This window comes from Nocardioides albidus (genome assembly GCF_006335005.1).
Taxonomy (GTDB): Bacteria; Actinomycetota; Actinomycetes; order Propionibacteriales; family Nocardioidaceae; genus Nocardioides; species Nocardioides albidus.
In genome coordinates this window covers 143534-157073 of record NZ_VDMP01000021.1, presented here as the reverse complement: position 1 = coordinate 157073, position 13540 = coordinate 143534, and the positions used below count along the sequence as shown (strand labels likewise).

General features: G+C 72.3%; 13 protein-coding genes and 1 pseudogene. 5 read left to right on the top strand and 9 right to left on the bottom strand.

Annotated features, from left to right (window positions below):
- The 3 genes from FHP29_RS08430 to FHP29_RS08420 form a co-directional block, all read right to left on the bottom strand.
- The coding region (locus tag FHP29_RS08430; protein ID WP_139622484.1) for an SDR family oxidoreductase at window positions 1-750 on the bottom strand (750 nt) is incomplete at its 3' end.
- Between the two features lie 62 nt (window positions 751-812).
- Window positions 813-1403, bottom strand: coding sequence for a TetR/AcrR family transcriptional regulator (locus tag FHP29_RS08425; RefSeq protein ID WP_139622422.1), 591 nt, complete (start codon window positions 1401-1403; stop codon window positions 813-815).
- 29 nt (window positions 1404-1432) lie between these two features.
- Complete coding sequence (locus FHP29_RS08420) at window positions 1433-2296, bottom strand: hypothetical protein (RefSeq protein ID WP_139622421.1); 864 nt, start codon at window positions 2294-2296, stop codon at window positions 1433-1435.
- 328 nt (window positions 2297-2624) lie between these two features.
- On the opposite strand from FHP29_RS08420, the gene FHP29_RS08415 reads away from it, so the two are divergent.
- Window positions 2625-4070, top strand: coding sequence for an APC family permease (locus FHP29_RS08415; protein ID WP_139622420.1), 1446 nt, complete (start codon window positions 2625-2627; stop codon window positions 4068-4070).
- Window positions 4045-5430 (top strand): annotated as a pseudogene (locus FHP29_RS08410) (flavin monoamine oxidase family protein); the annotation flags it as partial. The gene FHP29_RS08415 and the pseudogene FHP29_RS08410, both read left to right, overlap by 26 nt.
- Before the next feature lie 3 nt (window positions 5431-5433).
- Here the strand turns inward: FHP29_RS08410 and FHP29_RS08405 are convergent.
- The 4 genes from FHP29_RS08405 to FHP29_RS08390 form a co-directional block, all read right to left on the bottom strand.
- On the bottom strand, window positions 5434-6525 hold the full coding sequence (locus FHP29_RS08405; protein ID WP_158296522.1) for a S8 family serine peptidase: 1092 nt from the start codon (window positions 6523-6525) through the stop codon (window positions 5434-5436).
- Between the two features lie 224 nt (window positions 6526-6749).
- The gene (locus tag FHP29_RS08400; RefSeq protein ID WP_139622417.1) at window positions 6750-7496 is read right to left on the bottom strand and encodes an SDR family NAD(P)-dependent oxidoreductase; all 747 of its coding nucleotides are present in this window, start codon (window positions 7494-7496) and stop codon (window positions 6750-6752) included.
- Window positions 7493-7972, bottom strand: coding sequence for an acyl-CoA thioesterase (locus tag FHP29_RS08395; RefSeq protein WP_139622416.1), 480 nt, complete (start codon window positions 7970-7972; stop codon window positions 7493-7495). The genes FHP29_RS08400 and FHP29_RS08395 overlap by 4 nt, the downstream gene beginning before the upstream one ends.
- Window positions 7965-9563, bottom strand: a complete 1599-nt coding sequence (locus tag FHP29_RS08390; protein ID WP_139622415.1) for an AMP-binding protein — start codon at window positions 9561-9563, stop codon at window positions 7965-7967. The genes FHP29_RS08395 and FHP29_RS08390 overlap by 8 nt, the downstream gene beginning before the upstream one ends.
- A 119-nt stretch (window positions 9564-9682) precedes the next feature.
- Here FHP29_RS08390 and FHP29_RS08385 point away from each other — a divergent pair, with 119 nt between their 5' ends.
- The gene (locus FHP29_RS08385) at window positions 9683-10336 is read left to right on the top strand and encodes a TetR/AcrR family transcriptional regulator (RefSeq protein WP_139622414.1); all 654 of its coding nucleotides are present in this window, start codon (window positions 9683-9685) and stop codon (window positions 10334-10336) included.
- 26 nt (window positions 10337-10362) lie between these two features.
- On the opposite strand, the gene FHP29_RS08380 is transcribed toward FHP29_RS08385, so the two are convergent.
- Window positions 10363-11127 carry a CoA-transferase subunit beta gene (locus tag FHP29_RS08380; RefSeq protein WP_139622413.1) on the bottom strand — a complete coding sequence of 255 codons (765 nt, stop codon included), beginning with the start codon at window positions 11125-11127 and terminating at the stop codon, window positions 10363-10365.
- Complete coding sequence (locus FHP29_RS08375; protein ID WP_139622412.1) at window positions 11124-11942, bottom strand: CoA transferase subunit A; 819 nt, start codon at window positions 11940-11942, stop codon at window positions 11124-11126. Before FHP29_RS08375 ends, FHP29_RS08380 begins: the two co-directional genes overlap by 4 nt.
- Window positions 11943-12015: 73 nt before the next feature.
- Here FHP29_RS08375 and FHP29_RS08370 point away from each other — a divergent pair, with 73 nt between their 5' ends.
- Window positions 12016-12954, top strand: a complete 939-nt coding sequence (locus FHP29_RS08370) for an aldo/keto reductase (protein WP_240044395.1) — start codon at window positions 12016-12018, stop codon at window positions 12952-12954.
- On the top strand, window positions 12951-13540 hold a 590-nt coding region (locus tag FHP29_RS08365), incomplete at its 3' end, for an SDR family NAD(P)-dependent oxidoreductase (RefSeq protein WP_240044407.1). The genes FHP29_RS08370 and FHP29_RS08365, both read left to right, overlap by 4 nt.

The window sequence follows — 13540 nt, the reverse complement described above, 5'->3', positions numbered from 1 at the left end:
GAACTCGGGGTGCGTGATCACCCAGTACTCGCCGGCGGCGACGGCGTCGAGCACGGTGCGCGCGTACTCCTCGCCGGGGATGCCCTCCTCGACGTTCTGCCGCGCGAGGTACTCGTGGAAACCCAGGAGGGCCGGGTCGTCCGTCTCGGGGGCCTTCGCGAAGATCGCGCTGCGCACCGGGCCGGGGGTGACCACGGAGACCCGGACCGGCGACTGCAGCATCTGGAGCTCGAGGGCGAGCGACTCGGTGAGCCCGAGGACGGCGAACTTCGTGGCCGTGTAGGGCGCCATCATCGGACTCGGCAGGAAGCCGCCGACCGACGACACGTTGACCACGTGGGCCGCGGTGCCCTGCGCGAGCAGTCGCGGGACGAAGCTGCGGACGCCGTTGACGACGCCGCGCAGGTTGACGTCGATCGCGGTGCTCCAGTCCTCGGCGGAGAGCTCCCAGGAGTAGCCGATTCGCATGATGCCGGCGTTGTTGACGAGCAGCTCGACGCTGCCGAAGCGCTCGAAGGCCGCTGCGGCGAGACGGTCGACGGCCTCCGGGTCGGCGACGTCCGTGGCGACGGTGAGCACCTCGCCCGGCAGCTCCGCGGCGAGGGCGTCGAGCCGGGCCTGGTCGATGTCGGCGAGGACCAGGCGCATGCCGAGGGAGGCTGCGTGCTGGGCCAGCCCCTTGCCGATGCCGCTCCCGGCGCCGGTGATGACGGCGGTGCGGCCGGAGAAGACGTCGTGCGCGGTGGTCATGACCTCACTGTGGGGAGGGCGGTCCGGCCCGTCGGCGCGGGTCCCGCTGGGCGGGATCGGCGTCAGGTGACGGGGTCCAGGGCGGCGCGGGTGTGCCCGATCGCCGCCTCGCGCTGGGCGATGCCGCCGCCGTTGACGATGGCGATCGCGAACCCGTCCCACATGGCGCGCAGCCGTTGGGAGAGCCCCTCGGGATCCGTGACGCCGGGGAGGCCGGCGCGGAGCACGACGACCAGATCGTCGTGCCATTGGTCGTCGAGCTCGCGCTGGGCGGCGGCCAGCTCGGCGTCGTACGGCGCCCGCGCCCACAGCTCGAGCCACAGCAGCCAGCGCGGGTCGCGCTCGTCGACCGGCAGGAAGACCCCGGCGAACTCCAGCACCGACGCGGGATCGGCCGCGCCCTCGGTGGCCCTGACGACCAGGGGCGCCCGCTGCTCGGCGTACTGGCTCTCGCTCCAGCGCAGCGTCTCCAGGAGCAGCCCGTTGCGGGTGCCGAAGTAGTAGAGGAGGTGACCACCGCTCGTCTCGAGGCGGGCGGCCAGCGAGGCCATCGTGACCTTGCCGAGGCCCTGCTCCGCGATCATCTCCAGGGTCGCGGCGAGCACCTGCTCACGGGGCCGGTCCAAGCGCCGGTTCGATCGGGTGCGTGCCACGCGCGTCAGCGTAGACGGGCTCGCCGAGCTCAGGTCCAGTGCCAGCGGATGCCGAGGGTTCCCGGGCCGAAGGAGGTGACCGTGCGGCTGACGCTGGTCCCGAACGTCTCGAGCTCGGTGACCTCCTCCTGGCCGTCGATGATCGTGTAGTACTCGCACCGAGCGGGCATCCAGTCGGGGTCGAAGCGGATCCAGAGGCTGACGGACGTCATCTTGCGAACCGCCCAGTAGAAGTACGAGTTGTCGTCGGGGTCGGGCGTCCGGTAGACGACCTCCTGCTCGAGAAGCGCGGTCTCGCCCGGCGCCAGGGCCCGGTCGAGGAGCATCTCGCCGACCACGATCCCGTGCTCGCGGTCGTGGATGACCTCGCCCAGGGCGAACCCGCCGCGCGGGGTGATCCCCGGGGTCCGCGAGCCGGGACGCACCCGCAGGATCATGGCGCGCCGATCGGCCTGGGCGTGGATCGACTCGACCACCACGATGTAGCCCATCTTGACCGGCGCTCGGTCCGGGCCGACCTCGTACTTGAGGGTCACTTCCCGGTCGATCAGCCGGTCGGACGGCGAGTGGAAGTCGAGGCGCGCGAGCAGGGCCCGGATGCGCTCATGGTCGTCGCTCAGATCCGCGAGGAGCTCCGGCGCGACCTGCCGCCGGCGTGGCTCGAGGTGGTCCTCCAGCGCGCCGGGGGCCAGGAGGAGGACCCGCTCGATCTCGGCGAGCGCCCGGAACGAACCCTCGCGCTCGGGCTGGCGCTGGCCCGAGCGCCAGTAGCTCAGCGTCGCCAGGCTCACTGCCGCGCCCCGCGCCTGCAGGGCGCGGTGGAGCGCGCCGAGGCTCATCGACCGGGCGGTGAGCGCCTCGTCGAAGGCCGTCCCGAAGGCTCCTCTTGCCATGCCCGCACCTTAGGAGATGGCGCGCTCGCCCTCGCCGAACGGTGAGACGGCGCACCGGTCCTCGTCCTGCGGTCCCCTTCACAGTCACGCCGGTCCCGTGTGAAGCCCGGGCTCCTAGCGTCCTGTCTGGATCGAGCAGGGCGAGGCGCACGTGTGGGGGGCGCCCGCCCTGCTCTCCGTGCGGCGGACGGGCCGGCGAATCGTCGCGACGAAAAGAATTTCCTCGGCCGCCCCTTGACGCGGGACCGTGTCGTACGTCACTTTGAATGTCGTTCAAAGATTTGTACGGCGTTCAAAGTGCGCCGTACGGCACAGCCGAGGAGCGCCGATGACCGACACCACCACCGCACGGCCGGAGCCGGCCGCAGCGCCGGAGCGAGGAGCGCCGTCCTCCTCCGAGCAGGGGGCGGACCACGAGAAGGCGGCCGGCCTGGCGCGGGTCCTGGGCCCGGCGGGCGCGGTCCTGCTGGTGCTGTCCTGCATCACGCCGGCGTCGAGCCTGTTCATCATCGTCCCCGAGATGATGGCCAGCCAGGGCAGCGGCGTCGTGCTCACCATCGCGGCCGGCATCTTGATCTCGGTCGCCGTCGGCGCCTGCTATGCCGAGCTCGGCACCCGGATGGCCAGCGCCGGCGGCGAGTACGCCATGGTCAGCCACACGCTCGGCCGCTGCGCCGGCTGGCTGACCTTCGCGCTGTCCGGTGTCCTGCTCTGGGTCATCCCGCCGGTGATCGCGCTCGGCACCGCCGACTACCTGGCCGACCTCGTCAGCCTCGACCGGGCGATCACCGGCGCGGTCGTCATGCTGGTCGCGACCGGCGTCGCGCTGCTCGACATCCGCGCCAACGCGCTGGTGACCGGCATCTTCCTCCTCCTCGAGATCGTCGCGGCCGCGGTCGTCGCGATCCTCGGCGCCGCCCACATCCAGCGCGGCCCCGGCGAGCTGGTCGACGCCCACGTGCTCGGCGACAGCGGGATCGAGCCGTTCACCGCCGCGCTCCTGGTCTCCGGTCTCACCGTCGGCGTGTTCGTCGTCAGCGGCTTCGGTACGGCGGCCTACCTCGCGGAGGAGATCGTCGAGCCGCGCCGCAACGTCTCTCGCGTCGTCTTCTGGTCGCTGGGTCTCGGCGGCCTGGTGATCCTCGTCCCGACCGTCACCACGGTGCTCGCCGTCGACGACCTCGGCGCGCTCGCGACCGGCGACTTCTCCCAGTTCGTCCGCGCCTGGGGCGGCGACGCCACCGCCGTCGCGGTCAACCTCGGCATCGCCATCGCGATCCTCAACGCCGCGATCGTGATGGTGCTGCAGAACAGCCGCGTCGTCTACGCCTCCGGCCGTGACCGCGCCTGGCCGCCCGCCGTCAACCGCGCGCTGAGCCTCCTCGGCCCACGGTACGGCGCCCCGTGGGTCGCCACCCTCGTCATCGGCATCCCGGGGGCGATCCTCGCCTGGGCCGTCGACATCGAGGCACTGCTCGGCATCACCTCGGTGATCATCTCCGCGATGTACATCGTGCTCGCGATCGCGGCGCTCAAGGTGCGCCGGATGAGCACGGCTCCCGGCTGGCGGATGCCACTGTGGCCGCTGCCGCCCGTCCTGGTGATCCTCGCCGTCGGCTACGCCCTGATCGGCGCCGCGCCCACCGACCTGATCATCACCGGCGGCATCCTCGCGCTGGCGCTCGTCTACTACGTCACCTACCTCGCCCGGCGCCCCGACGAGCGGTTCGTCGTGGTCGACCCCACCGACGACCCCATCCTGCAGGAGAGCTGACATGACCCACGACGTGATCGTCATCGGAGCCGGGGTCACCGGACTGACCGCGGCCTGGAGGCTGGCCCAGGCCGGCCAGGACGTCCTCGTGCTCGAGGCGCGGGACCGCGTCGGCGGCCGGCTGCGCACCGACGAGGTCGAGACCGTCGAGGGGGAGCCCTCGGGCTCCTTCGAGATCGGCGGCCAGTGGGTCTCGCCCGACCAGGATGCGCTCATCGCCCTGGTCGACGAGCTCGGGCTCGCGACCTTCGCGCGGCACCGCGACGGCGACTCGGTGTACGTCGGCCACGACGGCGTGGCGCGGCGCTTCGCCGAGGACCTTCCGGTGTCGGCCTCCACCGCCGCCGCGATCGTCGAGCTCACCAGGAAGCTGGACGAGCTCGCCGCGGCGATGGACCCGGCCCGGCCGTGGGAGCTGGAGGACGCCCGGAAGCTCGACTCCGTCTCGCTGCGCACGTGGCTCGAGCAGGAGTGCGACGACGCCGAGGCCCGCGACAACATCGCGCTCTACCTCGGCCCGGCGATGCTGACCAAGCCCGCCCACGCGTTCTCCGCGCTGCAGGCGGTCCAGATGGCCGCCAGCGCGGGCTCGTTCAGCAACCTGCTCGACGCCGACATCATCCTCGACCGCCGCGTCGTCGGCGGCCTGCAGTCCGTCCCGCTCGAGCTCGCGCGCCTGCTCGGCGACCGGGTCCTCCTCGACCAGGACGTGACCCGCGTCGAATGGACCGACGAGGAAGCCGTCGTCCACGTCGGCGAGGTGGCGTACGCCGCACGCCGGGTGGTGCTCGCCGTACCCCCGACCGTCGTGCGCCGGGTCCGCTTCACGCCCGAGCTGCCCGCCGAGCACCGGATCGCCCGCGAGCACCAGTCCTTCGGCCTGGTGATCAAGGTGCAGGCGATGTACGAGACGCCGTTCTGGCGCGAGGACGGCCTCGACGGCACCGCGTTCGGGCCCTACGAGCTCGTGCACGAGGCCTACGACAACACCCCCGAGGGCGAGTCGCGGGGCGTGCTGGTCGGCTTCGTCTCCGACGTCAACGCCGACGAGGTGGGCCGGTTGAGTGCCGAGGAGCGTCGCGCACGCGTCCTCGACTCGTTCGCGTCCTACTACGGCGAGCAGGCCCGCCATCCCCTCGCCTACGTCGAGAGCGACTGGCAGCACCAGGAGCTCACCGGCGGCGCCTACGGCACGAGCTTCGACCTCGGCGGCCTCACGCGTTGGGGTCACCTGCTGCGCGAGCCGGTCGGACCGATCGAGTTCGGCAGCAGCGACGTCGCCGGCCACGGCTTCCAGCACGTCGACGGCGCGGTCCGCGTCGGCGGCGAGATCGCCGCGGGGATCCTCGCCGGTCCCTGAGCCTCAGCCCCGGCGCCGGACCAGCAGCACGACACCCGCGGCGACCAGGCCGAGGAGCACGAGTCCTCCCGCGAACCCCGCCAGGACGAGTGCCTCTCGGTCGACCGCTCCCGCGGACCCCGAGACAGCGCCCGGATCGTCGAGGCCGTTGCCGGCAGGAGCGCCGGGTGTCGCCGACGGCGGCGCGACCTCGTCGAGCTCGTCGTAGATCGGGTTCGGTGCGTCCGTGGGGATGGTGTCCTCGATGGCGCTGCGGGGTCGCAGGACGCCGAAGCCCCACGCGGGGTCCCGGGTGCCGGCCGGCAGGTCGAGGTGCTTGGCGGAGGCGATGAGCCGCGCCACCAGCTCGCGCGAGGGCATGTCGGGGTACGCCGCCCGCACGAGCGCGATCGAGCCCGAGGCGATCGCGGCGGAATCACTCGTGCCGTCGACGTAGAACGGCTCGTCCCGGCCGGGGAGAAAGGTGATCACGTGGACCCCGGGCGCGGCGAACGCGGCATAGGGCTGGTGCTCGCTCTTCGACCAGATCCGCAGATCGGGGGCGTCGTCGGGCCGGAAGCCGAAGTTGTTCCAGCCGAATGCGCCCACTCCCAGCACTCCCGGGCACGACGCAGGCGACTGCGGGTAGTCGATGGATGAGTGGTCGTTGCCCATCGACGCGACCAGGATCATGCCCTTGTCGACGGCGGCGCGAACCGCTTCCTGCATGTCGGAGGAGCATTCCCCGCCGCCGCTGTCGATCGACATGTTGACCACCTCGGGCGGGTCGTCCATGGCCGCGAGGGTCCGCAGGGCCTGGGTGGTGTCGTCGTCGTTGGGGCCGCGGGGCAGTCGCACGGGAAGGATCGTCGCCTCCGGCGCGATTCCGAGGACGCCGTCACCCGTGCCGCGGCCGGCGATCAAGGTGGCCATCGAGGTGCCGTGGAAGTCGGGGTCGGTCGTCGTGTCGCCTCGGCCCGACCCGTCATAGCTGAAGCCAGGGAGCACTGCCCCTTCGAGATCGCCGGTCGGGATCACGCCGGAGTCGATGACGGCGACCACGACGCCCTCTCCGCGAGTGTGCTCCTTCCAGATCTCCTCCGCGGCCAGCGTCACCAACCACCACTCTTCGGCCCGCACGCCTTCGTCGGCTCGCGCGGGCACGGCTGCGGACGACAGAGCCACGGAGGTGGCCGCGACCACCGCGGCAACTGCTGTCCGCCGGACGGCACGGCGTGGGTGGGGCATCGGGAGCACAGCCTCCTCGGTGGTGTCTGCTGATCCGGCTGGATCCATGCCCCCGGTGTCCCGGCCCGAAACTCGAGCGCTCCCGTCCCTCGTCAGACGCCGTAGCCGCCGTCGACGTCGAGCTTCTGGCCGGTGACGAACCCGGCCCTGTCGCCGGCGAGGTATGCGACGGCTTCGGCGATGTCGAGCGCCGTGCCGAAGCGACGCAGGGGGATGTTGGCGCGGGCCACCTCGAGCGCGCGCTCGTCGAGGTCGCCGTCGGCGATGAGCCGCTCGGCCATCCCGTCGGTGAGCATGCCCGGGCCGACGCAGTTGACCCGCACGCCGAAGCGGCCCTCCTCGGCGGCGAGCCCGCGCGCGAGCGCCTCGACGGCCGCCTTGGGCGCCGACGAGAGGCCGTCGCGCACGGGATAGCGGGTGGTGGCCGCGGTCGTGACCGCGGTCAGCGACCCTCGGGTCGCGCGCAGCGACGGCAGCACGGCGTGGGCGAGGTTGAAGAACGCGACGACGTCCTGGTCGACCTGGGCGGCGAACTGCGCGGGCGTGACCCGCGACAGGTGCACCATCGGCACGTGCGGTCCGGCCGCGTGGACGACCGTGCGGACCGGCCCGTGCTCGGCCTCCAGCTCGGCGACCGCGGCCGAGACCGCGGACGCGTCGCCGAGCTCGCACCGCCGGACGCCGACCACGCGGGCACCGAGCTCGGCGACCAACGCATCGGGCGGCGTACGGCGGTGCAGCAGGAGCAGTTGCGCGCCGTCGTCCGCCAGCCGGCGACAGATCGCGGCACCGAGGCCACCGGTCGCGCCGGTGACGAGGGTCGTGCCGTAGCCGGTCACGACGACACCTCGGCGGGCGCGAGGCGCGTGCCGTGTGCCCAGGTGTCCAGGTGGCGGCGCAGGAGGGGCGGGATGTCGACCGCACCGAGGTCGGGGGAGACGGTGACGATCCGGATCCGGGCGCGGGCCACCACGACGTCGTCCGCGGTGCGCACCATCCGGTGCAGCATCTCGAACGAGCGCCGGCCCACGGTCCCGAGCCGCAGCTCGACCCGGATCTCGTCGAACAGGCCGACCGCCTCCACGTAGTCGCACGCGGTGTGGGCGGTGACGGTCCAGAACCCGTGACGTTCCTTCAGCTCGTCCTGGCGCAGGCCGTTGAGCCAGAACCACTCGCTCTGCGTGCGCTCCATCCAGGGGAACCAGGCGGCGTAGTAGAGGATCCCGGCCGGGTCCGTGTCGGCGTAGCCGAGCCGGACCGTGGTGGAGTGCAGCGCCGGCCCGCGACCGCCGTCGACGACCCGCTCCTCAGCCATCGCGCAGATCCGTCTTCAGCACCTTCCCGCTGGCGTTGCGCGGCAGGGCCTCCTCGATGACCACGTCGCGCGGCACCTTGAAGTTCGCGAGGCGCTCCCGCACCCAGGCGACGAGCTCCTCGGGCGTGGCGGAGGAGCCCGGCCGCAGCACAACGTGCGCGGCGCCGACCGAGCCCAGGCGCTCGTCGGGGACGCCGACCACCGCGCTCTCCACCACGGCGGGATGGGCCGCGAGGACGTTCTCGACCTCGGCCGGATAGACGTTGAAGCCCCCGACGATGAACATGTCCTTGATCCGGTCGGTGATCTTCACGCAGCCGTGCTCGTCGAGACGGCCGACGTCGCCGGTGTGGAACCACCCGTCGGCGTCGATGGCGGCCGCGGTCGCCTCGGGATCCTCGAAGTAGCCGAGCATGACGTTGGCGCCACGGAGCCAGATCTCGCCGTCGCTGCCGACGGGTACGTCGCTCCCGTCGCCCGCGACGATCCGGGCCTCGATGCCGGGCACCGGGGGCCCGGTCGTCTCCGCGATGTGGCGCGGATCCTCCCCGTGCCGGGACGTCGTGGCCACGACGCACTCGGTCAGGCCGTAGGCCTGGTAGACGGTGTCGAAGCCGAGGACGTCGCGCATCTGCTCGAACAGCGTCTCCGGCACCGACGCCGCCCCGGCGATGGAGAACCGCAGGGAGGAGAGGTCGAAGTCCGTGCGGCGCGGGTGGTTGATGAGCGTGATGAAGATGGTCGGCGCGCCGGGGAGCACGGTGATCCGGGCGTCCTGCACGAGCTGCATGAGGGCGACCGGGTCGAACGTGAGCACCGGGTAGATCGTCGTACCCGCGGTCAGTGACGCGATGACGCCGGCCTTGTAGCCGAAGCCGTGGAAGAACGGGTTGACGATCGCGTAGCGGTCCGCCGGCGAGAGCGACGCTCCGTCGGCCCACACGTCGGCCACGCCGATGGTCTGGGCGTGGGTGCTCATCACGCCCTTCGGGACGCCGGTGGTGCCGGACGTGAAGAGGATGTCGCACACCGTCTCCGGGACGACCTCGGCCGCGAGCCGCTCGACCTCCTCGACGGGCGTCCGCTCGCCGAGCGCGAGGAAGTCGGCCCACGCCACGGTGCCCGGCCGGCCGGCGGAGTTCACGTCGACGAGGGTGCGCAGGTGCGGGAGCCCGGGGACGACCTGGCCGGTGTCCCCGGTGTCCCCGGTGCCCGCGGTGTCGGTCTCCCGCAGCATCGTGGAGTAGTCGGTCGTCAGGAAGCCGTCGCACAGCACCAGGACGACCGCGCGGGAGCGATCGAGCACGACCCGTGCCTCGTGCCCGCGGTAGCGGGTGTTGAGCGGGACGACGGACGCGCCGACGTACTGCGCGCCCAGAAGGGCCACGACGAACTCGTGCCGGTTCGGCGCCCAGATCGCCACCCGGTCGCCGGGCTCGACGCCGAGCGCCCGGTAGGAGCGGGCTGCCGCGACGGCGAGGTCACGCAGACCCTCGTAGGTCACGGTCGTGGCGCCGTCGACGACCGCCGGGTGGCTGCCGTGGGCCGCGGCCGCTTCGGCCAGGAGGGCGGGAATGGTCCGTGCTGCCATCAGACGAGACTCCTCATGAGCAAGTGCTTGTTAGGTACTGTAGTCCCGTCCGTCCCCGGCGGAGCGTGCGTCGGCCGGGGACCTGCGGCCGGGCGCCGCGCGTCGGAGAGGATCAGGTCATGGCGAGCAAGAACGAGGCTACGGCCCGCGGGAGTCGGCGACGGACGGATGCCGCCGGAGGCGCGGGGGCGGGCGGAGGCGGCTCGGCCCGCCGCGCTCAGCTCCTGGCGATCGCTGCGGAGATGTTCGCGACGCGCGGCTACACGCAGACGACCGTGCGGGACATCGCCGACGAGGCCGGGATCCTCTCCGGCAGCCTCTATCACCACTTCGACTCCAAGGAGGCCATGCTCACGGAGATCCTGCGGGACTTCATGGGCAACCTGCTGGGCGAGATCCGCGAGATCGCCAAGGCGGAGGAGAGCCCGCGCGCCGCGTTGGACGGGCTGATCTACAACTCGTTCGAGACCATCCACCGCGTGCCGTTCGCCGTTGCGCTCTATCAGAACGAGTCGGCGCTGCTGACCTCCACGCCGGAGTTCGCCTTCGTCACCAAGGCGAGCCTCGACGTGGAGAAGGTCTGGCTGGGCGTGCTCAAGGCGGGCGCCGGAGCCGGTGACTTCCGCGCCGATCTGGACCCGGGACTCACCTACCGCTTCATCCGCGACGCGATCTGGTCGACGGTGCGCTGGTACAACCCCCGCGGCCGGCTGCAGCACCGCACCGTGGCCGACCAGTATCTCGAGATGCTGCACGGCGGCCTGCTCGCCTGAGCCCGCGCCTCGGCGGTACGACGCGCTCAGCTCCGGACCTCCTTGTCGCGCAGGCCCTGGGGGTCGAGGACCGTGCGGATCAGCTCGAGCTCCTCGGGCGTCGGCAGGCGCGTCGTACCGGCGCTCCCGGTGTCGATCGCGAACCCGGTGCTCTCGGCGACCTCGGCGGCCGTCACGCCCGGGTGCAGCGAGCGCACCTTGAGGCGGCCCTCGGCGTCGTAGTCGAGCACGGCGAGGTCGGTGACCACGACCCCGAGATCGTGGAAGCGCAGGGCACCGCCGGGCTGCGCTCGGGCCCGGTCGTTGCCGACGCCGGAGACGACGTCGACGGCCTCGACGAACACCCGGGTGCTGTGTCCGCCCACCCAGTAGTCGACGCGGTGGTTGGCGGTGTTGCCCGGGGCGCCGCGGACGCCGATCAGTTGGCGGGTGGGACGTCGCCAGTCGCCGATGGAGGAGATGTTCTGGTTGCCGAAGCGGTCGATCTGGCTCGCGCCCATCATGCTGTGCCGACGCCCGGTGGCGAGTATCTCGAAGACCCGCCGGAACGGCGCCCACGACTCGATCGTGCCGCCGGCGGAGGCATTGCGACCCAGCGGCGGCGGCTCGCTCATGAGGAAGCAGTCGCCGTCGGTGAGCACCAGATCGGGCTCGAAGGTCAGCTTCGCGAGCCGCGCGCCGATGGTCGGCACGATCCCGACCGCGTGGGCCAGGATCTCGCCGGAGCCGCGCCAGGCGTCGGCGCACGCGACGACGCAGACCTCGGCCCGGGTGGCGTCGGTGGCGCTCATCGGGTGCCCTCCGCGAGGAAGCGCTGTTCGAACGCCGCCCACGTTCCGGGGTCGCGCGCGGCTTCGGCGTACTCCCGCTGGACGGCCTCGTCGCGGCCGTAGTCGGGATCGCAGCTGGTGAAGTGCGCTCCGCCTGGCGCCTCGACGACGCCGGAGACGAACATCCGGCCGACCAGGAGCGTCTGGGGTGCCGCGTCGGCCGTGAGCTCCTCGGTCGGCACGATCCGCTCGACGCTCATGATGCAGCGGTCGGCGGCCATGGCATACAGGTCGTCGAAGTAGGGATCGGGCCCGAGGTACTGGCCGTTGCCGGCGGCGTCCGCGCGGTTGAGGTGGATCAGAGCGAGATCCATCCGGATCCCGGGGACGGCGACGTACACGTCGTCGTCGTACGGCGACGCGACGGTGCGCAGCTCCGGGTTCATGGCGAGCACGTCGGAGCCCAGTCCGGCCCGGCTGGGCAGGAAGCTCATCCGAGCGGCGCCAGCGCGCAGGGCCGTGACGAACATGCCCTCGTCGTACTCGGTCGTGGCGATCGTCCCGGACTCGCGAGCGGCGCGGAAATGCGGGTCGAGCGGGATGGAGTCGAGCGAGACGAACCCGTAGACCAGGCGCTTGACCTTGCCGGCCGCGCAGAGCAGGCCGACGTCCGGGCCGCCGAAGACGACCACCGTCAGGTCCGTCGCATCGCTGCGCAGCAGCTCGCGGACCAGCGCCATCGGCTTGCGCCGCGAGCCCCAGCCGCCGATCCCGACAGTCATGCCCGACCGCACGTGGCTCGCCACGTCGGACAGCTGCATGGTCTTGTCCGCCACCGCTCCTCCTTCGCAACCTAGCGCTTGATTGGTATTGTGCGACTCTACCCGACCCGGAGGAGGTGGGCGACCCGTGACCGGCACGCTCCCGACGCGCCGCCTCGGCGACCTCGAGGTCTCGGCTGTCGGCTTCGGCGCCATGACGCTCACCCAGACCCCGGACAGCGACGTCGAGCGCGGGACCCGAGCGGTCCACGCGGCGCTCGACGCGGGTGTCACCCTCTTCGACACCGCGGATGTCTACGGCCCGACCGGTGGGGACGTGCCGGGCGGGTACGGCGCCAACGAGCGCGTCCTGATGGCCGCGCTGCGCTCCTGGGACGGCCCGCTGGACGACGTGGTCGTCGCGACGAAGGGCGGTCACACGCGCGAGGGCCTCACCTGGTGGATCGACGGCAGCCGTGAGCACCTGCGGACGGCGGCACTCGCCTCCCGCGAGCGCCTCGGGCTCGACGTGATCCCGCTCTACCAGCACCATCGGCCCGACCCCCGGTGCCCCTACCGTGAGTCCATGGAGGCGCTGCGGGCTCTCGTCGACGACGGGATCGTCGCGCGGATCGGCATCTCCAACGTGAGCGCCGGCCAGGTCCGCCTCGCCGCGGCGATCGTGGGCGACGCGCTGGTGTCGGTGCAGAACGAGTATTCGCCACTCGCTCGTGGCAGCGACCCGGTCATCGATCTGTGCTCCGAGCTGGGCCTCGCCTTCCTGTCGTGGGGGCCGTTCGGCGGCCTGCGCCAAGCCAAGTCGCTCGCCCAGTCGCTCGTCCAGTCGCTGGCGCCGTTCGCCGAGGTGGCGGCCGAGCGCGGCGTGAGCCCGCACCGGGTGGCCCTCGCCTGGCAGCTCGCGCGGTCGCCGTGCGTCGTACCCATCCCCGGCGCCAGCCGCGCCGAGTCCGTGCTCGACTCCGTGGCGGCCGCGACCCTCGTCCTCACCCCGGAGGAGAAGGCCCGCCTGGGCCTGTCCGTCGAGAAGCCGATGTCCGCCAGCCCCGACCTGAGGAGACCCCGATGACCCAGACCGCCCCCCGCCCTCTGGTCGACCTGACCGACAAGGTCGTCGTGATCACCGGTGCCGGCCGCGGCCTCGGTGCGGCCCACGCCCGCACGCTCGCCCGGGCGGGCGCCACGGTCGTGGTGACCGACCTCGCCGCCGACGGTGTCGCCGAGGTGGCCGCCGAGCTCGGTCCGCAGCACGGGTCAGCGGCGCTCGACGTGACCGCGCCCGAGGGGTGGGCGCGGCTCGCCCGCCTCGTGGTCGAGCGGTACGGACGGGTCGACGGACTGGTCAACAACGCCGGCCGGTGCGAGTACGCGCACTTCCTCGAGACGTCGCCGGCCATGTTCGAGGGGCACTTCCAGGTCAACGTGATGGGTGCGATCCACGGCATGCAGGCGCTCGCACCGCACATGCCGCCCGGCGGTTCCATCGTGAACATCGCCTCGGTCGCGGGTCTGGGCGCCTGGCCGGGCTCCAGCGCCTACGGCACCTCGAAGTTCGCTCTGCGCGGCGTGAGTCGCGCAGCCGCCATCGATCTCGGTGGCGACCGCGGGATCCGGGTCAACTGCGTGCTTCCGGGAGCGGCCGACACCGCCATGCT